Here is a 23,233-nt window from a genome sequence, read left to right as displayed (position 1 = left end):
GGTGCGGACCCCGGTTTGTGCTGTTTCCAGGAAGGTAAAAAACTGCATGTCCCGTAGGCCCACGAAGTCGAACCGGCGCGTCTCGTCACCCCCGCCGTCCGCGTCGTCGCCGATGGAATTCCGGCTGCCGGAAAGCACGACACCCGCACTTCCCGCTGTCGAGGACTTCGCCGGTCTGGATATGCCTCCGGGGCTGCTGAAGACCCTCACCGCCCAGGGCGTGACCACCCCTTTCCCCATCCAGGCCGCCACGCTGCCCAATTCGCTCGCCGGCCGTGACCTGCTGGGACGCGGCCGCACCGGCTCCGGCAAGACCCTCGCGTTCGGTCTGGCGCTCCTGGCCCGCACGGCCGGACTGCGCGCGGAGTCCAAGGCTCCCCTCGCCCTCGTGCTGGTGCCCACCCGTGAACTCGCCCAGCAGGTAGCGGACGCGCTGTCCCCCTACGCGACGGCGGTGAACCTCCGCCTGGCCACCGTGGTCGGCGGGCTGTCCATCGCCAAGCAGGCCGGTGTGCTCCGGCGCGGCGCCGAGGTGGTCGTGGCGACTCCCGGCAGGCTCAATGACCTCGTGGAACGCGGGGACTGCGTGCTCGACGGCGTCCGCATCACGGTGCTGGACGAAGCCGACCAGATGACCGACATGGGCTTCCTGCCGCAGATCACCAAGCTGATCCAGCAAGTACGGCCCGACGGACAGCGCATGCTTTTCTCGGCCACCTTGGACCGCAACATCGACCGTCTGGTGCAGCGGTTCCTGAACGATCCCGTGGTGCACTCCGTGGACCCGTCGGCGGGAGCGGTGACCACCATGGAGCACCACGTGTTCCATGTCCAGGATGAGACCGACAAGCAGGCCATCACCACGCGCATCGCGGCCCGTGACGGCCGGGTCATCCTCTTCCTCGATACCAAGAGGTCTGCCGACCGGCTCACCAAGCGGCTCCTGGCCGTCGGCGTCCGTGCGGCGGCACTGCACGGAGGCCGCTCCCAGCCGCAGCGGAACCGCACCCTGGAACAGTTCAAGAACGGCCAGGTCACCGCGCTGGTGGCGACGAACGTCGCGGCCCGGGGCATACATATCGACGACCTCGACCTCGTGGTGAACGTCGATCCCCCCACCGACCACAAGGACTACGTCCACCGGGGCGGCCGCACGGCCCGCGGCGGCGGCTCCGGCAGCGTGGTCACGCTGGTCCTGCCCGCCCAGAAACGGGACGTCACCCGGCTCGTGTCGGACGCGGGCATCCGCCCCCGGACGGCCCGCGTCAAGTCGAGCGACGCGGAACTGGTCACCGTCACCGGCGCCCGCGAGCCTTCCGGCGTGGCCGTCACCGTCGAGGTCACCCAGCCGGCGACACCATCGGCATCCCGCCCGAACCGGAAGACCGGCACCGAGCCCGGTAGGCGGTCCGGCCGCCGACGCCGAAACGACGGCGGGGCCGGAGCGGCGACAGCTGCTGCTACCGGGGCGGGGGGCCGGGGTGCGGACCGCCGGACCGCGGCCGGGGCGGCAGCGGCCGGTGGCACGTCCGCAACCGGCGGGCGCGGCTCTGCCCGCCGGGCGGGAGCCGGCCAGGCCACGGGGGGTGCCGACGGCGCGGGCGGCCGCAGTTCCCACCGCCGGGCCGCGGCCGGTGCGGCGACCGGCAAGGTTGTCCGCGGATCCGGCCGACGGACGGCGGCCGGCGGATCCGCGGGCAGCGCTGCCGGCACCGGCGGCCGCGGCTCCGATCGCCGAGGAGGTCGCCGCAGCTCTGCGACCTAGCCCACGGTCCACCAGGCCCCGGACAGCCGAACCGCTGTGATCGGCGATTTCCCGCTGGTCGGCCCGGCGGAAGGGGGAGATGCCGCTGCTGCCCGCGGCTTCGCGCCAGGCGGGCCGGCCGCACACGGGACGCTCATGAACTGCGGAAACTTCGTCTGGCGGGGCCTGAGGCGGCGATCGGGGCCAGATGCTACAGAGGGTCTATGGTGGCGCTATGGCTTCGACGACGATTCAGGTTCCGCGGGAGACCCGCGACCACCTTGCTGAGCTGGCGAAGGAGCGCGGAATCAGCATCGGCCAGCTGGTCGAGGCACTGGCCGCGGAGCAGCCGACCGCCGCGCAGCGGGCCGAACGGCTGGCCGCTGACCGGGAGGTCGTGCGCCGCGTGATGGGCGTGGGCATCGGCGATGAGGAGTTCGAGCAGGCGCCCGATGTTCTCGGCAACATCTACAAGATCGCTGCCGAGAAGGTCCGGGCCGCTCGAGGCACCGTCGCGTGATCATCCTCGACACCAGCGCCGTCAAAGCGCTCGCCGGCGGTCACAAGACGCTGAACCTGCTGGCAGGCAACATGGCGAAGACCCCTGGCGAACGCCTCGGCATCCCTGCCCTGTGCCTGGTGCAAGCCGAAGCCGCCGAGGAGAACCTCTCCCGCCGCGTGCTTTCCTTCTCCTCCGTTGTTGTCGACAGCCTCGACACCATGGCCGCCGTCAGCGTCGGCACCATGATCCGCGACGGATACGGCGGCCCCGACACCTGCCACGCCCTGTACTGCGCACTGCCGCGCCCCGAGTTCACGGGGATGCCGATCCTGCTGACCGGCAACGAGGACGCCTACCCGCCCGGTGTGGTCACCGTCGACATCGATTCGCCCGGAATGCTGGGCTTCCACTGAGACCATGTAGGACACGGCTTAGTGGGGCGGCGCGACCAGTCCCCTCTCATAGGCGATAATCACGAGTTGCACCCGATCCCGCGCGTTCAGTTTGCTGAGCAGTCGTGCCACGTGGGACTTGGCCGTGGCCGCTGTGATGAAGAGATCATTTGCGATCTCGCCATTGGAGCGGCCGAGGCCGACCAGCGTCAGTACTTCGCGTTCCCGTTCGGTGATGCCTTCTATCGGGCGTGGAGCGCGTTTCGGTTCGGGTGCAGGGCGGTCAAGGAAATCCGCGATCAGGCGGCGGGTGACGCCGGGCGCAATCAGGGCGTCGCCGGCGGCGACGATACGGACCGCCGAGAGGATGTCGTCCAGCGCCATGTCCTTGACGGCGAATCCGCTCGCGCCGGCGCGGAGCGCGCCGTAGATGCACTCGTCCTCGTCGAAAGTGGTGAGAATCAGCACGCTCGGTGCCTCGGCGCCGGCCGTGATCAGTCGGGTGGCTTCGATCCCGTCCATGCCGGGCATCCGGATGTCCATCACGACCACGTCGGGGCGCACGTCCTTGGCCAATGCCACGGCCTCGGCGCCCGTCGCGGCTTCGCCGACGGCATCCAGGTCGGGGGTGCCGTCGATGAGCACGCGCAGGCCGGACCGTACCAGCGGCTGATCGTCGGCGAGCAGGACACGGATGGTCACCGGGCCGCCGCCACATCCGTGACGCGCTCGGGCGTCGGCAGTTCGGCCGCTACTCGGAAGCCGCCTTCGGGCTGTGGCCCGGCGCTGAAGCAGCCGTGCAGCAGACGGACGCGCTCTCGCATGCCGGTGATGCCGAAGCCCCGGCCTGTCGTACTGACCGGCGTACCGCGGCCGTTGTCGACGATCTCTATGGACAGTTCGTCCTCCTTGTAGGCGATGGTCACCTGGCAGTGCCCGGCGCTCGCATGACGGACCACGTTGGTCACTGCTTCCTGCACGATGCGATAGGCCGACAGTTCGAGCTCGGGTGGCAGTTGCCGTCGTTCTCCGCTCCAGTGCACATCGACACGGACCCCCGCTTCTGTGGTTGTCGCGGCCAGTCGGTCGATGTCCGTGAGGCACGGCGAGGGAGCGAGCGGCGTCTCCTCCGCGTCTTCGCCAGGGTGCGTCCGGCGTAGCGCTACCAGCGTGCGCCGGAGTCCCGACAACGTTTCTCTGCTGGTGGCCTCAATGGCGTCCAGCGCGTTGCGGGCTTCGGCGGGCTGCGTCTCGATGACTCGTTTGCCCACGCCGGCCTGGATCGCGATGATGCCGATGCTGTGCGCGACCATGTCGTGCAGTTCGCGGGCAATCCGGAGCCGTTCGGCGGTCACAGCATCCGCCAGCGCCTGCGAACGCCACGCCACCGCGTGCTCCCGGCGCTCGCGGATCAGCAGGCCGACGGTGCAGGAGGTGACCATCGCCAAGAGTGCGATCACGCTGGTGCCGATCAGGGCAAACGGCCCGTGCGAGAGACCGGTGATGGCCGTGAACTGCACGACGAACGTTACGGCCGCGGCAATGAGTGAGGTTCGCCGTGTCCTGGAGGCGATGATGACGCCCAGGACGAGGTCCACCGCCAGATACGACAGGAACCGGCTCTGGTAGGAGACGGACGCACTTTGAGGGTATCCGTAGGTGAACACCACCACCATGGTGGACCCCACGAGCGTCAGGGCCAGGGCGATCAGTGGTGCGTGTCGCAGTACGCCGACGAGCAGGCTCGTGGCCAGCAGTGCACCGATGGCATGGACAGTGTGAGGGGCATGCGGCGCGCCTCCCAGCAGGAGGAACAGAGCGACGGGGTAAAGGACACACCCAGACCAGGAACGGGCCTTTGCAGCCGTCATCGCTGATGCCCCCTCTAATTCCGGAGCTACCATGCGAAGTGCCCAGTGACAGCGGTGCGGGCGGAGTGGGCATTCATACCGCGAGACTAACCAGTCTCCGCCCAGGAGGCATTGGCCCCCGGGATTACGCCCACGGACCAATGGAGCCTCCGGGATTGCCGCCGACGGGCTGATGCCGCACACGGCCACGCCCGGCAGGCTCGACACCGTGATCGAAGTCCGCGAACTCGTCAAGCGCTACGGCAGCAAGGCTGTTGCCGGCCAAGTGTCCTGCGCCGTGCCGTACGGGCCGCAGGGTGCTGGCCTTTTCGCCTCCAACAGGGCTGGCAGCTCAGCGTTGTTGGGGATGCTCTTCATCCTGAATGTGCCCACGTTGCCGGTATCGCTGCAGCGGGATGACTGTCTACCGAAAAGTTCGATATGAACACACATGTCAAGGTACGTGAATTGGGCAAGAGGTATGGCTCCAAGGTAGTTATCGAGGGGCTGAATCTCGAGCTCGGAGCGGGAGTTATCGGTCTGCTCGGCCCCAACGGGGCGGGGAAGACAACGCTGCTGCGCTGTCTGGCCACCGCCCTGACTCCGAACTCCGGGCGGATGGAAATCCTTGGGCTCGACCCGTTGCACCGTTCGCAGCGTACCGAATTACGCAAGCTCATCGGCTACCTGCCGCAGAGCCCGGGACTCTATCCGCATTTCACTGTGGCGGCGATGGTGGACTACATCGCGCGTCTCAAAGAAATCACCGATCGGCGCATGCGCAAGGGCGAGGTCCGGCGCGTCTTGGCAGAGGTGGATCTGACCGAATCCGCCGGCACCAGGGTCCGCAAACTCTCCGGCGGTATGCGGCAGAGACTGGGTATCGCGCAGGCGCTCATCGGCGACCCGAAATTCCTCATTCTCGACGAACCGACGGTGGGCCTCGACCCCGAACAGCGAATGCGCTTCCGCACGTTGACCTCGCGCCTGGGCCACGACCGTACGGTGCTGCTCTCCACCCACCAGACGGAGGACATCGCTGCACTGTGCGACAGGGTCATCGTCTTCAGCAAGGGCAAGGTGGTGTTCGACGGCACTGCGCCGGAGCTCGCCGACGCGGCGAGCGGCCGGGTCTGGGCCTCGGACACGAAGCCCGCGGCGGCCCAAGTCTTCTGGCGTACGGCCGACGGGCGGTACCGCGTGGTCGGCGAGCGCCCGCCGGGCGGCACTGCGGTCGCCCCCACTGTGGAGGACGGGTACCTGCAGTTCCTGGACTCGGGAGCGAGGGCCGGGGCATGAGCCGGCCGCTCATCGCGCTCGTCGTGGCTGAGATGCGCACCGCTTTGCGGAGCCCGCTGCTGTGGCTGCTGACACTACTGACGGTGACCGGACGGACGGTCTCCACCTGGCACGAGATGCCGAACTGGTCTGTGGAGACGGTGGACACGGCCACTTCGGCGCTCGTGATCGGTGCCGGCGCGATGCTGGCGGCCAACCTGGCGATCCTGCGGGACCGGCGGTCGGACGCCCTGGAGCTGACGGACCCGCTTCCGGTTCGGGCACAGACCCGCACTCTCGCCGTACTGGTCGCGTATCCACTGGTGGCCATGGCGTACGCCGCGATCGCCATGGGGATGCAGATGGCCGGACTGCTGATCGACAGCCGCCCGGTCGGGCACTTCGACGTGCGTGAACTGCTCGCCGGCGTACTGCTGGTCGCCTTGATGGCGGCGCTGGGAGCAGCCCTCGGACGATGGATCCCGAACCTGTTTGCGGCCCCCGTGTGCATCCTGCTGTTCTTCTGGACCCTGGTCCAGTTCCCCCAGTCCTGGCTGCTCCCGATGGTGCCCTACCTGAAGCTCGCCATCGCCCCCGTCCGGCCGCCCACCTGGCACCTCGTCTACGTCGCCGCACTGACCCTGGCCATCGGGACCGCGGCGCTGCTCCGGCACGGCAGGCATCTTGGGCTTGTCCTCCCCTCGGCGGGGAGCGCGGCGGCCGTGGTGGTGGCCATCACCCTGACCCTGAACTCGCCGGCCGCGACCGCTGCGGCGCGCACCGAAGACCTGCGGAAGTCGACGCGCTCCGTCAGTGCTGGTGCCGATCACTGCGAAACATTGCAGAGCACCAGGTACTGCGCGTTCCCCTCGTACGCCGGGTGGATTCCGCTCTGGCGGGACGCGGTCGAGCCAGTGGTGGCCGCGGTGCCGACGGCGTTCCGCCATCGTCTGCCCGGCGTCACTCAGCGAGCCGGTACCGGCATGTTCGATCCAACGGTCACCAGCCACAACATCCTCACCACGACGTCCTGGGGGCGTAACGGAGCCGAGCGGGACTCTCGAAGGGCCCTGGCAGGCCAGATGGCCGCGGCGGCAACCGGCTTCCCCTGGGGAACCCAACGCGGCGCAGGGCCGTCGGGTTGCGATGCCCACGGGCAGGCCAGGACTGTCGTGGCACTGTGGCTGATCGGCCGGACCGAGGAGCCGCTGCCCGCCACGGCCACCCACAGTTCCGTCAGTACGGACAACGGCGAGCAGTCGGACCGTGAGGTACCTGCCTCCGATCTCGGCGCGGTGGACTACGGGTCGGCCGAACTGGCGTATGCACACCGGCTTTTGGGGCAACCTGGAGCCCGCGAGCGCATCTGGTCGAACTGGTCTGTACTCACGGCCCCCGCCACCACCATCGATCAGGCCCTGCCGCTCCTGCATCTGGAGCGCGCAGTCGCCCCCGAGGCACCCAAGAGGACCCCATGCGAGTAGTCAGCCTTCCCGGTGCCCTCCTCCTACCCCTGCTCCGGGCCATCGACTGGGTACCCCTCATCGCCGCGGCCGTGGTGTCGCTCGGTCTGGCAATGGCGACAACGCCCGGCTCCACCGTGGAACCGGCAAACGCCACGATCACCTTACGAATGGCCGGCGTTCTCCTCGGCGCTGCGGCCGGATTCGCCCTGGTGGACGCCGCGGCGGTGACCACCGCGGTGACCCCGGTGCCCCGGTGGCTGCGGCAATGGATCCGCACGCTGCTTGTTGTGGGTGCGGCTGCCATCGCCTGGGCCGGAACCTTCCTCGCCCTGACGGCTCGACTGGCCGACGGCACGGAAATGCAGACTCCCGGGCTGGTGACCGAGGCGGCCGTCAGCCTGCTCGTCGGCCTGGCCTGCACCGCCGTCGCCGTGCGGCAACGGCCCGAACGGATGGCCGCGGTGATCGGGGCCGCAGCTCTCCTCGCCGTAGCGGTGAGCACGCTCCCCTACATGGAATACGTCTGGCCCTACCCCGCCGGCCCTCGGTGGGACGAGATCCATCAGGGCTGGCTGTCGGTGCTGCCGGCGCCTTTGTTGGCCCTCGTCTTCGCCCACCGGGATGTGGCCCGATGACAGCAGCCGACGTTCTCCTCGGGTGCCAGGTGTACATCGGCATCATCTTCCTCGCCTCGGTCATCGGCAAAGTTCGTACCCGGGCGCGGTACGCCGACTTCGTTGAAGCCGTGGGTGACCTGGCACCAGGGCTGCCCCCGAAGGCCGCAGCCTGGGCCGTGGTAATGGCCGAAGCCGCAACGGTCGCCCTCATCGGCCCACGGGCTGCGGCTCCGACTGCGTTCATCCTGGCGTTTGCCCTGCTGAGCGCGTTCACCCTGGCAATCGGCCGAGCTGTTCGACGCAGCCGTCGAGTTCATTGCCAGTCGTGCCGGACGCCGTCGTCGACCGCTTCTGCCTGCTCGGCCCGGCGTCCGCCCATGTCGAAAAGCTGCGGAGGCTACGGGACCTGGGAGTGGACCAGTTCGCGGTGTACGCGATGCACGACGCGAAGGAGGCGGTGATCGACGCGTACGGAAGGGACGTCGTTCCCGCGGTGAACGCCTGGCCGGTGGGCGAGCGGGCTGCCGGCGTGCGGTCAGGGGATGCGCGCGGTCCACGCGTCGGTCGCGAACTTGGTCCGCACCAGGTCCCGGGCGCGGGCCAGCTCCTCGTCCGTGACGCCGCCTTCGGTGAGTCCGTAGCGGCCGCGGAACGAGGCGATCATCCGGTCGATGACCGTGGCGCGCGGCAGGCCCGTCTGGCGCCGCAGTGGGTCGACGCGTTTCTTGGCGCTCCTGGTGCCCTTGTCGGAGAGCTTCTCCTTGCCGATGCGCAGGACATCGAGCATCTTGTCGGCGTCGATGTCGTACGACATGGTCACGTGGTGCAGGACCGCACCGGGGCCGCCGTCCGGCGCGACCATGCGCTTCTGGGCGGCGCCGGCGACCTTGCCGTATTCCGTGGCGATGTCGTTGAGGGGCTGGTACCACGCCTTGATGCCCATGTCGCCGAGGGCGACGAGGACCCAGTCGTCGAGGTAGGCGTAACTGTCGGCGAAGGACAGGCCGGAGACGAGGGACTCGGGGACGGCGAGGGAGTACGTGATGGTGCTCCGGGGCTCCGCGAACATCGCGCCGCCACCGGAGATCCGACGGACCACCGCGACGCCGTGGCGCGCGACCCCGTCGGGGTCGACCTCGTTGCGCAGCGACTGGAAGCTGCCGATGATCACGGCCGGCGCGTCCCACTCCCACACCCGCAGGGTCGGCGGGCGCCGACCGGCCGCCACCTCCGCGGTGATCACCTCGTCGAGCGCCATGTGGAGGGCCGGGGGCTGGGGCGGTTCGCGGATGAGCTGCCAGTCGTAGTCGCGCCAGTCGGTGGCCCGGGCCAGCGCGCGGCGGACCGCGACGGCCACGCTCTGGGTGCTGAGACCGAACAGGACGGCCGACTCGGGCAGTGCGGCATCGATACGGCCCGCCAGTGAGGCGGTGTCCGTATCGGCGGGGGCGCCCTCCAGGGCCGCGTCCATCAGCGCAAGGGCTTCGTCGGGCTCCAGAAAGAAGTCTCCGGAGACCCGGACGTTCTTCAGAAGCCCGTTCTCCACATCGAGGTCGACGACCACCAGCTTGCCGCCGGGGACCTTGTACTCGCCGTGCATCGTGCGCCCTCCGTGCCTACCGGGCGCGCCCGCCCAAAATGACGTCCTTGTCCCGTCCAACGGTAATTGGATGCCAGGAATTCCGGGGTGCAGGAGGCGCCGGGCGGGGCGGGAAAGCAGAGTCGGGTGCGGTGAGTGAGGCGAGCATCCGTAACTCCCCGCCCGCCGGTCCCATGGAGTGCCCGGAGAGTTGGCCGGTGACCCGACTTCGCGATCCAACTGCCCTTCATTCGGCATGAGTTGGAGGCCTCACCGGTTCGATGGAATTCGGGACATCCGCCGTTTTGCGCGGGATCGTGCCGGAGAACCTCCCCTGGTCCGGCGCTCCCCGGCCGTCCTGCCGAGGAGCACCGCCGGTCCGGATCCACGTCCCATGGGAGTGCACATGCGTATCCGTACTGTCCTCGCCGCCACCGCCCTGACCGCAGCCGCCGTCCTCGCAGGCGCGGGAGCCGCCTCCGCCGATGCCGGTGCCTCCGGCGTAGCGGCGGGCTCGCCCGGCATCGTCTCCGGCAACGTGATCCAGGCCCCGCTCCACGTCCCGATCAACCTCTGCGGCAACAGCATCGACATCATCACCCTGTTGAACGCGGCCTCCGGCAACACCTGCGTCAACGCCTGACGCGGGACCGGTCCGAAGGCCCCGCAGCGGCGTCTTCGGACCGGGGCCTCGCCGGCTGTGTCACGGGCCGTCGGCCCGGGTCGCGGCCGTCAGCCCAGGCCCTCCAGCAACCGGGGCAGCGCGCTGCCGATCGGTTCGCGGATCACCTCGTCGGCGAGTTCGTCGTACGGCGTCGGCTCGGCGTTGACGATGATCAGGCGGGCGCCGTGGTCGGCGGCCACCCCCGCGAGCGAGGCGGCGGGCTGCACCTGGAGCGTGGTACCGACGGCGAGGAAGATCTCGGCGGCCTTCGCCACGGCCAGCGCCGCACCCAGCACCTCCGGGTCCAGCCGCTCCCCGAACATCACCGTCGCCGACTTCAGGATCCCGCCGCACACCAGGCACGCCGGGTCCGGATCGCCCGCGGTCACCCGTTCCAGCGCCTCCGCCATCGAGGACCGGGCGTGGCAGCGGGTGCAGGCGACGGCGCGCGCCGTGCCGTGCAGCTCCAGGACCTTGCGTTCGGGCATCCCGGCGAGCTGATGCAGCCCGTCGACGTTCTGGGTGATCACCCGCACCGGCGTCCCGGACCGATCCAGCCGCGTCACCGCCTCGTGCGCGGCATTGGGCCGGGCGCGGAACGCCGGGCTCTCCAGCCGCATCCGCCACGACCGCCGCCGGATCTCCGGATCGGCCATGTAGGTGTCGTAGGTGACCAGCTTCTCGGCCTCCGGGTCGCGCCGCCACAGCCCGTTCGGGCCGCGGTAGTCGGGAATCCCGGAGTCGGTGGAGATTCCGGCCCCGCTCAGGATCGCGACGAGGGGGCGGCGGGGCGGCGGCTCGGGGATCGAGGGGTCGGTGCCGGTCATGGGGCGAGCGTACGCAGTCGGCGCGCTGCCGTCCCGTCAGTTTTCGGTGTCGGGGTGCCAGCCGGGGGCGTGCTCGGCGACGAGCGCGTCCCAGGCGTCCGCTCCGCCGGGCACGGGCCAGGAGCGGGTGAGGTGGGCGACGGAGAACAGCTCGTGCAGCTCCTTCGCCAGGCGCCGGCCCTCGTTCGCGATCCTGGAGGATGCGAGCGGCTCGCCGGCGGACCGCTGCCGCTGGAGGTGGGCGATGCGTTCCTCGTACGCCCGGATCGGCCGCTGGGCGGAGGCCGTGGGCTGCTCGACCTGATGCTCCCGGTTCAGGCGCAGCACGGGCGGGCGTCCGCCCTCGGCGAGCGCGGCCAGGAGCCGGTCGTGGCCGTCCAGCACCACGGAGCAGTCCAGCGCGCTGTTGCCCCAGAGCAGCACGGGCGGCAGTACGCCCTCGCGGTACTGGCGGCGATAGGCCTTCACCCGCGCCGCGTCCGGGTCGGACAGCGGGCGCAGCGGGAGGACGTCGCGGCTGTCCTCCGGGGGGCTTCCGGAGAACCAGGCGATGTGGCCGCGGTCCGGGTCGTGCCACAGCGATTCCCAGAAGGCGTCGATCGCGTACGCGGACATGCCGGGGCGCAGGTTCCAACTCCCCTCGTGCAGCGGTCCGTTGAGACTTCCTCGCAGCTCGCCGGCGAAATGGTGGGCCCACCTCGCGAACCAGGCGCCGTCATCGTCGGGGCAGGCTTCCCGGTACGTGCGGGCGAGGCCGGCGCGCAGTGGGGGCAACGGCGACGCGTACCGCCCGGTGCGGGCGTAGTGCACGCCGAAGTGCGTGACGCGCTGCCGGGCCAGCAGCACGACCTGCTCGCCCTGGAACAACACCATCCGCCGGCCGTCCGCGACCTCGAAGCGCAGCGGCGGGCGGGCCGGGCCGTCCACGGCCAGCGCCAGGCCCTCCCACGGGACTCCTTCGGCGGAGCGGGGCAGCGACGTGCGGTGCATGGCCATACGGGAAGGGTAGGGGACCGCCGAAGGGCACCTCTCCGGGCGTATCGCTCGCCCCGGACCCCGCCGTCACGGAACGAAGGAGCCACCCCGTGTTCACCACCCGCCCCACCCTCCAAGGCACCTTCGGAATGGCCTCCACCACGCATTGGCTGGCGTCGCAGTCCGCGATGGCCGTCCTGGAGGACGGTGGCAACGCCTATGACGCCGCCGTCGCCGCCGGCTTCGTGCTGCATGTGGTGGAGCCGCATCTGAACGGCCCGGCGGGCGAGGTGCCGATCCTGCTGGCCCCGGCCGGCGGCCCGGTGCAGGTGCTGTGCGGGCAGGGCCCGGCGCCGGGCGGCGCGAGCGTGGCGCACTACACCGCGCTCGGCCTCGACCTGGTGCCCGGCACCGGGCCGCTCGCCGCCGCCGTGCCGGGTGCCTTCGACGCCTGGATGCTGCTGCTGCGCGACCACGGCACCAAGCCCCTCGCCGAGGTGCTGCGCTACGCCATCGGGTACGCGGAGCACGGCCACCCGGCCGTGGAGCGGATCGGCGCGACGGTGGAGACGGTCCGCGAGCTCTTCGAGACGGAGTGGACCACGTCCGCCGAGATCTACCTGCCCGGCGGCAGGTCCGTCGCTCCGGGCGGGCTCCTCAGGAACCGTCCGCTGGCGGCCACTTGGCGACGTCTGGTCGCGGAGGCGGAGGCCGCCGCGGCCGGTCGCGAGGCGGTCATCGACGCCGCCCGCAAGGTGTGGCGCGAGGGCTTCATCGGGGAGGCGCTCGCCGACTTCGCGTCCCGTCCGGCCATGGACACCTCAGGAGAGCGCCATGCGGGCACGCTCACCGGGGACGACCTGGCCGCCTTCTCCGCCACGTACGAGGCCCCGGTCACCTACGACTGGCACGGCTGGACGGTCGCCAAGGCGGGCGGCTGGTCCCAGGGCCCGGCGTTCCTTCAGCAACTGGCCCTGCTGCCGCCGGAGTTGCCCGACTACGGCAGCCCGGACTACGTCCATCTGCTGATCGAGGGCGGCAAGCTGGCGATGGCCGACCGCGAGGCCTGGTACGGCGATGCCTGGGACGGGGGCGCCGGTGAGGTGCCGCTCGCCACGCTGCTCGGCGCGGACTACAACGCCGCCCGCCGCACGCTGATCGGCGAGGGCGCCTCGTACGAGCTGCGGCCCGGCAGCCCGGACGGCCGTACCCCGCGGCTGAGCAAGCACGCCGCGGCGGCCGCCTCCGGGGACGAGGGCCTCTTCGCCGCGGGCGTCTCCGGGGCCGGGGCGGGCGAGCCGACGGTCGGGAGCGGGCCGGCCCCGGATGCGGCGGATGCCCCTGGCGCCGCGGCCGTCGCGCCCGAGACCGACCGCAACGGCGCCACCAGGGGCGACACCTGCCATATCGACGTCGTCGACCGCTGGGGCAACCTGGTCTCCGCCACGCCGTCGGGCGGCTGGCTGCAGTCCAACCCCGTCGTCCCGGCCCTCGGCTTCCCGCTCGGCACCCGGCTGCAGATGGCCTGGCTGGAGGAGGGCCTGCCCAACACGCTCACCCCCGGACGCCGCCCCCGGACCACCCTCACCCCGTCCCTCGCGCTCCAAGACGGCGTCCCGGTGATGGCCTTCGGCACGCCAGGTGGCGACCAGCAGGACCAGTGGCAGCTGCACTTCTTCCTCGCCGTGGCGCTGCGCCCGGCGGTCCGCGGCGGCCTCGACCTGCAGGGCGCCATCGACGCCCCGAACTGGCACCACGACTCCTTCCCGGGATCCTTCTTCCCTCGTCGGATGCGGCCGGGGAGCGTGACGGTGGAGTCCCGGATCAATGCCCCGGTCATCGACGGGCTGCGGCGGCGTGGCCATCTGGTCACGGTGGGCGATGCCTGGTCGGAGGGGCGGCTGTGTGCGGTCGCGCGCGACCCGGAGACCGGTGTGCTGTCGTCGGCGGCGAACCCGCGGGGGATGCAGGGGTACGCGGTCGGCCGCTGACCCCGTCCCGTGCCCTCGGCGGCACCGGGAGTTCACTTGCGGTCCAGTCGTTGTGTCAGTGCCGCGTGGTTCCATGGACACATGATCGAAGCACTTCGTACCCACGATTCGGGAGATATCACGAATATCACCGATGCCGTCGCGACGGTCCCGGCCACCCTGACCACCGCGCCCGGCACCGCGCCGGACGTCTGCGCGCCCGATCTCTCCGCCCTGGACCTGGCCGCCGTCGAGGCCGCCGTCCGCCAGGCCGCGGCCGACGAGATCATGCCGCGCTTCCGGCAGCTCGCCGCCGAGGACATCGTCGAGAAGAACGGCCCGCACGACCTCGTCACGGTCGCCGACCGGCTCGCCGAGGAACACCTCACCGCCTCGCTCACGGCCCTGCTGCCCGGCTCCCGGGTGGTCGGTGAGGAGGCGGTGCACGCCGACCCCTCCGTACTGGACGCGCTGCGCGGCGACGCCCCGGTCTGGATAGTCGACCCGGTCGACGGCACCCGCCAGTTCGTCCACGGCGACCCCGGCTTCTGCACCCTCGTCGCGCTCGCCCACCGCGGTGAGGTGCTCGCCTCCTGGACGTACGCGCCCGCCCTCGGCCTGATGGCGATCGCCCGCCGCGGCGCCGGCGCCGAGCTGAACGGCATACCGCTGCGGGCCGGATCCCCGGACCCCGGCGCCGTCCTCGACGTCGCCACCTCCCACTTCGACTTCACCGACGACGATCAGAAGCGGGTGCTCGCGGCGCTGGACACCGGCGGTATCGCGCCGCGCCCGTGCGGCTCGGCGGGGCTGGAGTATCTGTACATAGCCCGCGGCGACCTCGACGCCACGGCCTTCAGCTGGGAAAACTCCTGGGACCACGCCGCCGGGCTGCTGCTGGTCCACGAGGCCGGCGGCGCCAGCGGTACGGTCGCCGGGCAGCCGTTCAGGATCGAAGGCGGCAATGCGCTGCCGTTCACCGCGGCACGGGACGCCGAAACGGCCCGGCGTATCCTCGGACTGCTGGCAGCCGCCAACTGATCCTCACCGACGAGGGTCGGACTTGAGGGGAGTGGCGCAGGTGCCGAGGATGCTCGATGCCGTCGTGATCGGGGCGGGACCCAACGGCCTGACGGCGGCGGTCGAACTGGCCCGCCGCGGAATGTCCGTCGAGGTCTTCGAGGCCCGCGACACCATCGGTGGGGGAGCGCGTACGGAGGAGCTGACCCTCCCCGGCTTCCGCCACGACCCCTGCTCGGCGGTGCACCCGCTCGCCGTCGGCTCGCCCGCCTTCACCGCGATGCCCCTGGAGCGGTACGGACTCGAGTGGCTGCACCCGGACCTGCCGCTGGCCCATCCGTTCCCGGACGGCACGGCCGGTGTGCTGGCCCGCTCCGTGGGCCAGACCGCGATGTCCTTCGGGCCGCGCGACGCCGGCACGTACCGCAGGCTGATGGCGCCGTTCATCGGCAAGTGGGAATCCATGGCGCATGACTTCCTGCGCACCCAGTGGCTGGGCCTGCCCATGGACCCGGTGACCTACGCCCGCTTCGGGTTGTCGGCCATGCAGCCGGTCAGCCTCTTCAACCGCCGCTTCGAGGACGAAAAGGCCCGCGCCCTGATGGCCGGCCTCGCGGCGCACGCCATCGCGCCGCTCGGCTCCTTCGGGACCACCGGCATCGCCCTGATGTTCGCGCTCGCCGCGCACGCGGTCGGCTGGCCGGTGCCGCGCGGCGGCTCCCAGGCCATCTCCGACGCCCTCGCCGGACTGCTGCTCGCCCACGGCGGCGCGGTGCACACCGACTTCGAGGTCAAGCGGCTGGACGACCTGCCGCCGGCCCGCGCGTACATCTTCGACACCTCACCGACCGCGCTCGCCCGCATCGCGGGCCTGGGCAACGCCTACCGGGATGTGCAGTACGGCCCCAGCGTCTTCAAGATCGACTACGCGATGGCGGAGCCGGTGCCCTGGACCGCCGAGGAGGCCCGGCGGGCCGGGACCGTCCACATCGGCCCCACCAGCGGCGAGATCGGCGCCGCCCTGGACGCCGCCGTGACCGGCCAGGACCCCTCCGTCCCCTTCCTGATCACCGCCCAGCCCAGCCTGATCGACGACAGCCGCGCCCCCGACGGCAAGCACACCTTCTGGGCGTACGGCCATGTCCCCAACGGCTGGGAGGGCGACGCCACCGACGTCGTCGAGCGGCAGATCGAGCGCTTCGCGCCCGGCTTCCGCGACCTCGTCCTGGCCCGCGCGGTCGCCGGCCCGCCCCAGATCGCCGCCCGCAACGCCAACTACGTCGGCGGCGACACCGCCAGCGGCTCGGCGGCCGGGCTGCGCCTGCTCATCCGCCCCAAGCTCGCCCGGGTCCCGTACGAAACGGCGCACCCCGCCGTCTTCCTCTGCTCCCAGTCCACCCCGCCCGGCCCCGGCGTCCACGGCATGTCCGGCCACTACGCCGCCAAGACCGTCTGGCGCCGCCTGCGCGAACGCCGCCGCTGACCCCTCAACTGACTGGCCGTCCGCTACACCCCTGTCTACGCTCGGGCACCATGAGTACCTCCCTCACCCTCGTCCGGGGTGACATCACCGAGCAGCCGGTGGACGCCGTCGTCAACGCGGCCAACTCCTCCCTCCTGGGAGGCGGGGGAGTGGACGGCGCGATCCATCGCCGCGGCGGCCCGGAGATCCTCGCCGAGTGCCGCGACCTGCGCGCCTCTCGGTACGGCCGGGGCCTGCCCACCGGCGCGGCGGTCGCCACCACCGCGGGCCGGCTGCCCGCCCGCTGGGTGATCCACACCGTCGGCCCGGTGTTCTCGGCTTCCGAGGACCGCAGCGACCTGCTGGCCTCCTGCTACCGCGAGGCGCTGCGGGTCGCCGACGAACTGGGCGCACGGACGGTCGCCTTCCCGGCCGTCTCCACCGGCGTCTACAGCTGGCCGATGGAGGACGCCGCCCGGATCGCGGTCGAGACGGTGCGGGCCACGGAGACGGCCGTGGAAGAGGTGCGGTTCGTCCTCTTCGACGAGCGGGCGTATGCGGCGTTCGCTGCGCAGGTGCAATGACACCGGTGCGGCAGCGGGTCCGCAGGGATGGCGCCCGGGTGGGCGCGAAGCGCGCCGGACGGACCGCTCGGCACCCGGCGTGCGTGGCCGGGACGCCGTACCGGCTACGACCGGCGGCGGGGCTTGCCGCGCTTGCCGCTCTTCGGGCCGCCGGAACCGCCCCGAGGGCTCTTGCCGGTCGACCTGCCGGCCGCGGGCTTCTGCCGCGCGCCGCCCGTGTCGGGGCGCTTGCGCTGCTTCGGCTGTGCCGGGGCGGCGGCGCGTCCCCGGGTGCTGTTGACCGTCCGCCCCCGGACGATACCGATCAGGTCCTCGACCCTGTCGGTGGTCGCCTCCTCCGGCCACGACAGCGCGACGCTCGACTGGGGGGCGTCCGTGACCGGCCGGTAGGTGAGGTCCCTGCGGTGGTGCAGTCGGGCGAGCGACTGCGGGACGACGAGGAGCCCCACCCCCGCTGCCACCAGTTCGATGGCGTCCGCGGTCGTGGCGGGGCGCTCGTACGCGGGCCGTCCCGGCAGGTGCTGCCACTCGAGGGTGTCGTCGAGGGGATGCAGCACGATGTCGTCGGCCAGATCCTCGGCGGACACCTCGTCGACCGCCGCCACGAGGTGGTCCTTCGGGACCACGACCACCGTCGTCTCGGTGTACAGGGGGATCGCGCTGAAGAACGTCCGGTCGACCGGCAACCGCACGAAACCCGCGTCGGCGCCGCCGTCCCGCAGCAGGTCGGACGCCTCGCCGGAGGCGACCGGGACGAGGGTCAGGGGCACGTCGGGCAGCCGCTCGTGCCAGATCCGCACCCACTTGGTCGGCATCACGCCCGGGACGTATGCGAGCCGGAACGAAGGAGGTGTGTCGGAGCCTGTCACTCCGCCAGGTTACCGGTCGTGTTCGGGGGCATCGCACACGCTCGTTACTCTTGACACCATGACGTCGCACCAGACCACCCAGACAATGAAGCCCGCAACCGCGGCGAAGAAGCTGGGTGTGTACCTCGAGGCCACCCCCGCCGAGTTCCAGGAGGGTGTCATCTCGCGCAGCGAGCTGAACGCGCTGCAGGCCGATCCGCCCGAGTGGCTGGTGGAACTGCGGCGCAACGGCCCGCACCCCCGCCCCGTGGTCGCGGCGAAGCTGGGCATCTCCATCTCGGGTCTCGCGCGTGGCGGTATCACCGAGGCCCTCACGACCGAGCAGATCGACGCGCTGAAGAACGACCAGCCCGAGTGGCTGCAGAAGGAACGCGCCACCCAGGCCGAGGTCCGGAAGGAAACGGCGCGCATCAAGGAGAAGCAGAAGGAGAAGGCCGCGGGGGAGAGCGCGGAGAAGAAGAACGTGGAGAAGAAGGCGGAGCGCGGCGGACAGGCGCGCGGCCCGCGTTCCTGACCGCCGTCCCCGATGACGTCCTGGCTCGTCACGAGCCCGGCCGTCGTCCCGGAATCGGCCCAATGATCTTGTGGCGCCCACCGGGCCGGCTCACCGGCACGGGGGCCACGGACCGTCCCACCACAACCCCGGCGGGCCCCGGGCCGTGACGCCATCGGCACCGGGCACCCGTCCGTGCCCGCTACGCGGCGCGGCCCGCGGCGCGGCTACTCGAACCGGGCGGTGTCGCCTGCTCCCCGGCGTACGATCTCGGGTTCGCCACCGGAGAAGTCGATCACCGTGGTCGGCTCGGTGCCGCAGTCGCCCGAGTCGATCACGGCGTCCACCACGTGGTCGAGCCGTTCCTTGATTTCCCAGCCCTGTGTCATCGGCTCGTCCTCGTCGGGCAGGAGCAGCGTGCTGGAGAGCAGCGGCTCACCGAGGTCGGCGAGCAGGGCCTGGGCGACGACATGGTCCGGGATCCGCACTCCGACCGTCTTCTTCTTCGGGTGCAGCAGCTGGCGCGGCACCTCTTTCGTCGCGGGGAGGATGAAGGTGTAACTGCCGGGCGTCGCTGCCTTGATCGCGCGGAACACGTCGTTGTCGATGTGCACGAACTGGCCCAGCTGCGCGAAGTTCTGGCACACGAGGGTGAAGTGGTGACGATCGTCGAGGTTCCGGATCGATCGGATCCGGTCGATGCCGTCGCGACTGCCCAGCTGGCATCCCAGTGCGAAACAGGAGTCCGTCGGGTACACGACGAGCGCGCCGGAGCGGATACTGTCAGCCACGCCGCTGATGGTGCGCCGCTGAGGATTCTCTGGGTGCACGTCGAAATACTTCGCCATCCGCCGAGTCTAGGCGGTCGGGACATCCGTGCTCGGGTGGGCACGGCGACGGCGCCCGGCGGGTCCCGAGCGGGGGACGTGGCGAACGGGCGGAGGCCGCGCGGTTGCCGCCGCGCTCGGCCTGAGGGTGCGGAGTGACTCAGAGCACCTGGTCGCTCCGGTCGTGAAATCCCTCGCCGAGGCGTATGCGCACCCCGACGTCGCCGGCGACGGCAAAGGTACCGATATCCGCTCCGGCATGTGGCGCCTCGCTATCGCGGCCGATGAACAGGGCCGCGGCTACGGCCGTTTCGCGGTCGAGTCCGTGGACGCCGAGGTCCGCCGTGGTGGCGGCACCCGCTTTACCGTCACCTGGCACCCAGGGGACGGCCCGGAGGCTTTCTCTTTGGGGCTCGGCTTCCGGCCGACGGAGGAGAAGAGCGGAAAGGAGGCGGTGGGGGAACGGGAGTTGGGTCGGGCGGTCGGGGGATACCGCCGTTTCAAAGGAGCCGGGTGACCGCGCCGGTGGTGTGGCGGAGGACACGCCGCGCGGCGTTCCCCCGATGCGGTTTTGCGGCGGGCCGTTAGGGGCTGTCCCGTAATCCCTGGCGGGCGCACGACGACAGCTACGGCGCCTCGCCGCGTTGTCGGAACATCCGGATACGCCCAGTATCCGGACGTCCCTCCGCCTTGCGATGCACCGCATCTGACGCCGTGCGCTGATCCACCAGGCATTACGGGACAGCCCTTAGGGCGCGATCGAATCCGGCCCCGGAGGCCGAAATTCGCGCCGCGTCTCGCAATGTGGTCAATGGAGTCCCGGAAGGCCGAGTTACGGCCGGATATCACCGGTGCGGCGTATATCGACCGGTGCGCCGGCCGCGGGCAACCCGAAACACGGCCGAAACGCGAGTCGATAGGGGCACGATACCCGCGGCGATAGCGGGCGACGCGCGCAGAGATATGTGAGGGGTTTGTGAAGTGGCGTCCGGGCCGTCTGTATATTCCGGCTCCTTTCTCGCCACGGTGCGGCCGAAATTGCATCCTGGGGCCTTCGACGTTCTTCCGGGCCTCCTGGGGTGGAATCCGTAAGGGGGTGATGTGCCGTCAAACAGACACTCCCGGCCAACGGGTGCAGCCGAGACAAGAGACCCGTGTGCCGGGTAAACGGGAGTAACGGCGGAGGGGGGCGAGGCCCGGCCGCGGGTTTGATACGGTGCCAGGTCCGGCGGTTTCGGCGCTGGTGAGCAAGGACGCGCCGGGGCGGGAGAGGGTGCTCGCACTACGGTCTTGGGTGAGCTACCTGTACCAGCGACCCACTTGTGAACCCCCTGTTCGGTGTTGCTCGGAATAGGTATGTTGGGCGCATCTGATACGTCAGGCAGGGCGCGGGGGCGGAACATTTCGCCGCGGTATAGGAGAAGGCATCGATGAGCTACGTGAAGTCGAGTGAATTTATCGACCGCGCGCCCGACCTCGTCACGCTCGATAACGTAACGAAAATCTATGACTCGGCCGCCGGTCCGGTGTACGGGCTGCGCGGTGTGAACCTCGCGGTAAGGGCCGGGGTGTTCCTTGCCGTAATGGGCAAGGAGAAGTCGGGAAAGACGACTCTCCTGAAGTGTCTTTCCGGGGAGACGCAGCCGACGTCCGGGTCCCTGAGCCGCCGCGCCGGGTCCGAGGGCGACGTCGTGGTGTCCTGTCCGGCGCCGGGGGACCCCTCGTCGCTGGAGGCCGCGCTCGCCCGCCGTCCCGCGCTGCTGCTCGCCGATGAGGCGTCGGAGGAGTGCGGCGCGGCGCTGCGGCGTGCCGTGGCGGACCGGGGTGTTGCGGTGGTCATGGCGACGACGGCACCGGCCGCGGCGGCGCGGGCCGATGCCGTCGTGTTCCTGAACGACGGGGCGGTGGTCGACATGGTCGCCGACGCCGGCCCGCAGAAGATCAGGGAGTGCCTGGAGCGGGCCGGCGGCTTCGGCGCCGCTCGCTGAGCTGCCGGCCGCTGAGCTGCCGGCCGCTGAGCTGCCGGCCGCTGGGGGCCGGCAGCCGGGGAGCTAGCGGCCGGTGGCCTGTCGGCCGAGCGTCCGGCCGACGATCTCCAGCAACGGGGCGGCCTCCCGCAGGAAGAAGTGATCGCCGGTCAGTTCGTGCGAGGTGAAGCGGCCGCCGGTGTGCCGGGCCCAGTCCTGGACCTGCTGGTGGGTGGCCTCCGGGTCGGTGGATCCGGCCAAGGCGGTGAGGTCCACGGGGATCACGGCGTTCGGGGCCGGTACGCAGTTCTCCGCGAGGGCGAAGTCGGCGCGCAGCATCGGGAGCAGCAACTCGATCAGCTCGGGGTTGTCCAGGAACTCGGGCGGGGCGCCGTTCATCTTCCGTATCTCCGCCAGCAGTTCATCGTCGGGCAGGGTGTGCCGCAGGACCGGGCTGGGGTGCGGGACGCAGCCGGAGACGAAGACATGCGCGGGGCGGGCGGGGCCGCTCCGGCACAGGTGCCGGGCGAGGGAGAAGGCGATCTCGCCGCCCATGCTGTGGCCGAAGAAGGCGAAGGGCTTGTCGAACCAGCCCGCCAGGTTCTCCGCGAGTTGCGGTACGAGTTCCTCGACCCGGGTCCGGGGCGGTTCGCCGAAGCGTTCCTCGCGGCCCGGCAGCAGTACGGGGCAGACCTCGATGGTCTCGGGCAGGAAGCGGCTCCACGAGGTGAAGATGCTGGAGCCGCCGCCGGCGTAGGGGAAGCAGAACAGCCGGACGGCCGCCGCGGGCCGCGCCGGGCGGGCGACCGCCCAGCGCGGTGTGGCGAGGCGTGGGTTGACGGGCATGGTCACCTTTCCGAGGGTTCCGAGGGTTCCGAAGTGTCCGAGGCAGTTACGGCGATCAACTCGCCGTCCTCCGGGGCCGGTTCGCCGCTGACGGAGGTGAACGTGCGCAGTGCGGGGCTCAGGCCCGCGGCCAGCGCGGCCAGCAGCAGAACGCCGCTGCAGGCCAGGACGGCCGTGGTGCGGCCGGTCGCATCCACCAGGAGCCCGCCGAGCAGCGGCCCCGCGGCGCCCGCGGCGCCACCGGCCAGCCCCAGCGCCGCGCTGACCCGGCCGCGCAGCCGGTCGGGCGTGCGGGACATCTGGTAGGTCACCACCGCGGTCTGGACGGTGGGCGCCAGGAAGGCGATGGCGGCCAGTACGGCACCGAAGAGGTAGCCGTTGGTCCGCACGAGGAGGAGCGGGGTGAGGGCGGCGCCCAGCCATCCCAGCAGGATGATCGCGGCGCGGGGTGTGAGGAGCCGGTGCATACGGGGCGCCAGCAGGGCGCCGGCCAGGCCGCCGGCGCCGACCAGCACGCCGATGGCGCCGATCTCGGCGGCGGAGATGTCCGCGCGCTCCGCGACCGTCAGAACGATGAGGTAGAGCGCGTTGAAGCAGACGCTCACGCCGACCGCGACCAGCATGCTCGCCCGGATCACGGGACGGTGCCAGATCCAGCCGATGCCCTCGCGGATCTCCCGTCCCAGGGAGCCCCGTCCGGTGCCGGTGCCGGACGCGGTCGGTCCCGGTTCCTTGAGCCGCAGGAAGAGGAGCATCACGAACGAGCCCGCATAGGTCACCGCGTTGACCAGGAACGGCAGGGCCTTGTGGGCGGTGAAGAGGAAGCCGCCGATGCCCGGGCCCGCCAGGGTGGCGATATAGCTGCGGGCCGCGCTGACCGAGACGGCCGTCGGCAGCTGGTCCCGGGTGACGACCTGGGGGAGCGCGGCCTCCTCGGCGGGGGCGAACATCGCGGCGGCCGCACCGTCGACCACCGCGACGGCCACGATGTACGCGAAGGAGACCCCGTCGCCGAGCAGCGCCAGCGCCAGCCCGGCCATCATCGGGACCCGGGCCAGTTCGCACAGCAGCATGATGCGTTTGCGGCGCCAGCGGTCGATCAGCGCACCGGCCGGAATGAGGACGACCAGCCGGGTGAGGGCGCTGACGGCGCCCGCCGCGCCCGCATTGACGGCCGAGTCGGTGAGCATCAGGATCAGCAGCGGCAGCGCGAACACCGAGATCTGCGCGCCGAGTTCGGAGAGCGCCTGGCTGGCCCACAGCAGGTGGTAGTTGCTATTGCGGCGCAGCGGGACGGTCAT

Annotated in this window: 24 protein-coding genes and 2 pseudogenes; 17 read left to right on the top strand and 9 right to left on the bottom strand. The window is 71.0% G+C overall.

The window, feature by feature from the left end:
* Window positions 1-46: 46 nt before the first annotated feature.
* From ACIGWZ_RS29005 to ACIGWZ_RS28995, 3 genes are all read left to right on the top strand, one after another.
* Window positions 47-1,765: a DEAD/DEAH box helicase gene (locus ACIGWZ_RS29005; protein WP_400069650.1), complete on the top strand. Its 1,719-nt coding sequence runs from the start codon at window positions 47-49 to the stop codon at window positions 1,763-1,765.
* A gap of 214 nt (window positions 1,766-1,979) precedes the next feature.
* Window positions 1,980-2,264, top strand: a complete 285-nt coding sequence (locus ACIGWZ_RS29000) for a hypothetical protein (RefSeq protein ID WP_400069649.1) — start codon at window positions 1,980-1,982, stop codon at window positions 2,262-2,264.
* Window positions 2,261-2,659 carry a hypothetical protein gene (locus ACIGWZ_RS28995; RefSeq protein ID WP_400069648.1) on the top strand — a complete coding sequence of 133 codons (399 nt, stop codon included), beginning with the start codon at window positions 2,261-2,263 and terminating at the stop codon, window positions 2,657-2,659. Before ACIGWZ_RS29000 ends, ACIGWZ_RS28995 begins: the two co-directional genes overlap by 4 nt.
* A gap of 18 nt (window positions 2,660-2,677) precedes the next feature.
* Here ACIGWZ_RS28995 and ACIGWZ_RS28990 read toward each other — a convergent pair whose 3' ends face one another.
* Together ACIGWZ_RS28990 and ACIGWZ_RS28985 are read right to left on the bottom strand one after the other, a co-directional pair.
* Window positions 2,678-3,340, bottom strand: coding sequence for a response regulator (locus ACIGWZ_RS28990; protein WP_400069647.1), 663 nt, complete (start codon window positions 3,338-3,340; stop codon window positions 2,678-2,680).
* On the bottom strand, window positions 3,337-4,509 hold the full coding sequence (locus ACIGWZ_RS28985) for a sensor histidine kinase (RefSeq protein WP_400069646.1): 1,173 nt from the start codon (window positions 4,507-4,509) through the stop codon (window positions 3,337-3,339). The genes ACIGWZ_RS28990 and ACIGWZ_RS28985 overlap by 4 nt, the downstream gene beginning before the upstream one ends.
* A gap of 208 nt (window positions 4,510-4,717) precedes the next feature.
* Here ACIGWZ_RS28985 and ACIGWZ_RS28980 point away from each other — a divergent pair, with 208 nt between their 5' ends.
* The 6 genes and pseudogenes from ACIGWZ_RS28980 to ACIGWZ_RS28955 form a co-directional block, all read left to right on the top strand.
* Window positions 4,718-4,933 carry a hypothetical protein gene (locus tag ACIGWZ_RS28980; RefSeq protein WP_400069645.1) on the top strand — a complete coding sequence of 72 codons (216 nt, stop codon included), beginning with the start codon at window positions 4,718-4,720 and terminating at the stop codon, window positions 4,931-4,933.
* The gene (locus ACIGWZ_RS28975) at window positions 4,930-5,787 is read left to right on the top strand and encodes an ABC transporter ATP-binding protein (protein ID WP_400069644.1); all 858 of its coding nucleotides are present in this window, start codon (window positions 4,930-4,932) and stop codon (window positions 5,785-5,787) included. The genes ACIGWZ_RS28980 and ACIGWZ_RS28975 overlap by 4 nt, the downstream gene beginning before the upstream one ends.
* A complete protein-coding gene (locus tag ACIGWZ_RS28970; RefSeq protein WP_400069643.1) occupies window positions 5,784-7,250 on the top strand; it encodes a hypothetical protein in 1,467 nt (488 codons plus the stop codon). Before ACIGWZ_RS28975 ends, ACIGWZ_RS28970 begins: the two co-directional genes overlap by 4 nt.
* Complete coding sequence (locus ACIGWZ_RS28965) at window positions 7,241-7,867, top strand: hypothetical protein (protein ID WP_400069642.1); 627 nt, start codon at window positions 7,241-7,243, stop codon at window positions 7,865-7,867. Before ACIGWZ_RS28970 ends, ACIGWZ_RS28965 begins: the two co-directional genes overlap by 10 nt.
* Window positions 7,864-8,118 (top strand): annotated as a pseudogene (locus ACIGWZ_RS28960) (MauE/DoxX family redox-associated membrane protein); the annotation flags it as partial. The gene ACIGWZ_RS28965 and the pseudogene ACIGWZ_RS28960, both read left to right, overlap by 4 nt.
* Before the next feature lie 56 nt (window positions 8,119-8,174).
* A pseudogene (locus ACIGWZ_RS28955) lies at window positions 8,175-8,348 on the top strand (TIGR03842 family LLM class F420-dependent oxidoreductase); the annotation flags it as partial.
* 36 nt (window positions 8,349-8,384) lie between these two features.
* Here ACIGWZ_RS28955 and ACIGWZ_RS28950 read toward each other — a convergent pair.
* On the bottom strand, window positions 8,385-9,449 hold the full coding sequence (locus ACIGWZ_RS28950) for a lipoyl protein ligase domain-containing protein (RefSeq protein ID WP_400069641.1): 1,065 nt from the start codon (window positions 9,447-9,449) through the stop codon (window positions 8,385-8,387).
* 385 nt (window positions 9,450-9,834) lie between these two features.
* On the opposite strand from ACIGWZ_RS28950, the gene ACIGWZ_RS28945 reads away from it, so the two are divergent.
* Window positions 9,835-10,071, top strand: coding sequence for a chaplin (locus ACIGWZ_RS28945; RefSeq protein WP_400069640.1), 237 nt, complete (start codon window positions 9,835-9,837; stop codon window positions 10,069-10,071).
* Between the two features lie 89 nt (window positions 10,072-10,160).
* On the opposite strand, the gene ACIGWZ_RS28940 is transcribed toward ACIGWZ_RS28945, so the two are convergent.
* On the bottom strand, window positions 10,161-10,919 hold the full coding sequence (locus ACIGWZ_RS28940) for an SIR2 family NAD-dependent protein deacylase (protein ID WP_400069639.1): 759 nt from the start codon (window positions 10,917-10,919) through the stop codon (window positions 10,161-10,163).
* A 36-nt stretch (window positions 10,920-10,955) separates the two neighbouring features.
* A complete protein-coding gene (locus ACIGWZ_RS28935; protein WP_400069638.1) occupies window positions 10,956-11,915 on the bottom strand; it encodes a hypothetical protein in 960 nt (319 codons plus the stop codon).
* Between the two features lie 89 nt (window positions 11,916-12,004).
* Between ACIGWZ_RS28935 and ACIGWZ_RS28930 the strand changes: the two genes are divergently transcribed.
* The 4 genes from ACIGWZ_RS28930 to ACIGWZ_RS28915 all read left to right on the top strand — a co-directional run bounded on the left by ACIGWZ_RS28930 (window position 12,005) and on the right by ACIGWZ_RS28915 (window position 16,930).
* Entirely contained in the window at window positions 12,005-13,885 is a 1,881-nt protein-coding gene (locus ACIGWZ_RS28930; protein WP_400069637.1) for a gamma-glutamyltransferase family protein, read from the top strand.
* A gap of 81 nt (window positions 13,886-13,966) precedes the next feature.
* Entirely contained in the window at window positions 13,967-14,905 is a 939-nt protein-coding gene (locus ACIGWZ_RS28925; protein ID WP_400069636.1) for an inositol monophosphatase family protein, read from the top strand.
* Between the two features lie 49 nt (window positions 14,906-14,954).
* Window positions 14,955-16,367 carry a phytoene desaturase family protein gene (locus tag ACIGWZ_RS28920; RefSeq protein WP_400069635.1) on the top strand — a complete coding sequence of 471 codons (1,413 nt, stop codon included), beginning with the start codon at window positions 14,955-14,957 and terminating at the stop codon, window positions 16,365-16,367.
* 50 nt (window positions 16,368-16,417) lie between these two features.
* Window positions 16,418-16,930, top strand: a complete 513-nt coding sequence (locus tag ACIGWZ_RS28915; RefSeq protein ID WP_400069634.1) for an O-acetyl-ADP-ribose deacetylase — start codon at window positions 16,418-16,420, stop codon at window positions 16,928-16,930.
* Between the two features lie 104 nt (window positions 16,931-17,034).
* Here the strand turns inward: ACIGWZ_RS28915 and ACIGWZ_RS28910 are convergent, their stop codons facing one another.
* The gene (locus ACIGWZ_RS28910) at window positions 17,035-17,799 is read right to left on the bottom strand and encodes a LysR family transcriptional regulator substrate-binding protein (RefSeq protein ID WP_400069633.1); all 765 of its coding nucleotides are present in this window, start codon (window positions 17,797-17,799) and stop codon (window positions 17,035-17,037) included.
* Window positions 17,800-17,857: 58 nt separating this feature from the next.
* On the opposite strand from ACIGWZ_RS28910, the gene ACIGWZ_RS28905 reads away from it, so the two are divergent.
* A complete protein-coding gene (locus tag ACIGWZ_RS28905; protein WP_400069632.1) occupies window positions 17,858-18,313 on the top strand; it encodes a DUF5997 family protein in 456 nt (151 codons plus the stop codon).
* A 206-nt stretch (window positions 18,314-18,519) separates the two neighbouring features.
* Here ACIGWZ_RS28905 and ACIGWZ_RS28900 read toward each other — a convergent pair whose 3' ends face one another.
* Window positions 18,520-19,140: an L-threonylcarbamoyladenylate synthase gene (locus ACIGWZ_RS28900; protein ID WP_400069631.1), complete on the bottom strand. Its 621-nt coding sequence runs from the start codon at window positions 19,138-19,140 to the stop codon at window positions 18,520-18,522.
* A gap of 121 nt (window positions 19,141-19,261) precedes the next feature.
* Here ACIGWZ_RS28900 and ACIGWZ_RS28895 point away from each other — a divergent pair, with 121 nt between their 5' ends.
* Window positions 19,262-19,636 (top strand): GNAT family N-acetyltransferase, encoded by a 375-nt coding sequence (locus tag ACIGWZ_RS28895; RefSeq protein WP_400069846.1) that lies wholly within the window; start codon window positions 19,262-19,264, stop codon window positions 19,634-19,636.
* Between the two features lie 913 nt (window positions 19,637-20,549).
* Window positions 20,550-21,107, top strand: coding sequence for an ATP-binding cassette domain-containing protein (locus ACIGWZ_RS28890; protein WP_400069630.1), 558 nt, complete (start codon window positions 20,550-20,552; stop codon window positions 21,105-21,107).
* Between the two features lie 63 nt (window positions 21,108-21,170).
* Here the strand turns inward: ACIGWZ_RS28890 and ACIGWZ_RS28885 are convergent, their stop codons facing one another.
* Both ACIGWZ_RS28885 and ACIGWZ_RS28880 read right to left on the bottom strand, forming a co-directional pair.
* The gene (locus ACIGWZ_RS28885) at window positions 21,171-21,932 is read right to left on the bottom strand and encodes a thioesterase II family protein (protein ID WP_400069629.1); all 762 of its coding nucleotides are present in this window, start codon (window positions 21,930-21,932) and stop codon (window positions 21,171-21,173) included.
* A gap of 2 nt (window positions 21,933-21,934) precedes the next feature.
* Complete coding sequence (locus tag ACIGWZ_RS28880; RefSeq protein WP_400069628.1) at window positions 21,935-23,233, bottom strand: MFS transporter; 1,299 nt, start codon at window positions 23,231-23,233, stop codon at window positions 21,935-21,937.

The sequence above is a fragment of the Streptomyces sp. NPDC053427 genome (genome assembly GCF_044544985.1).
Lineage (GTDB): Bacteria > Actinomycetota > Actinomycetes > Streptomycetales > Streptomycetaceae > Streptomyces.
This window is presented reverse-complemented; position numbering and strand designations above follow the sequence as displayed.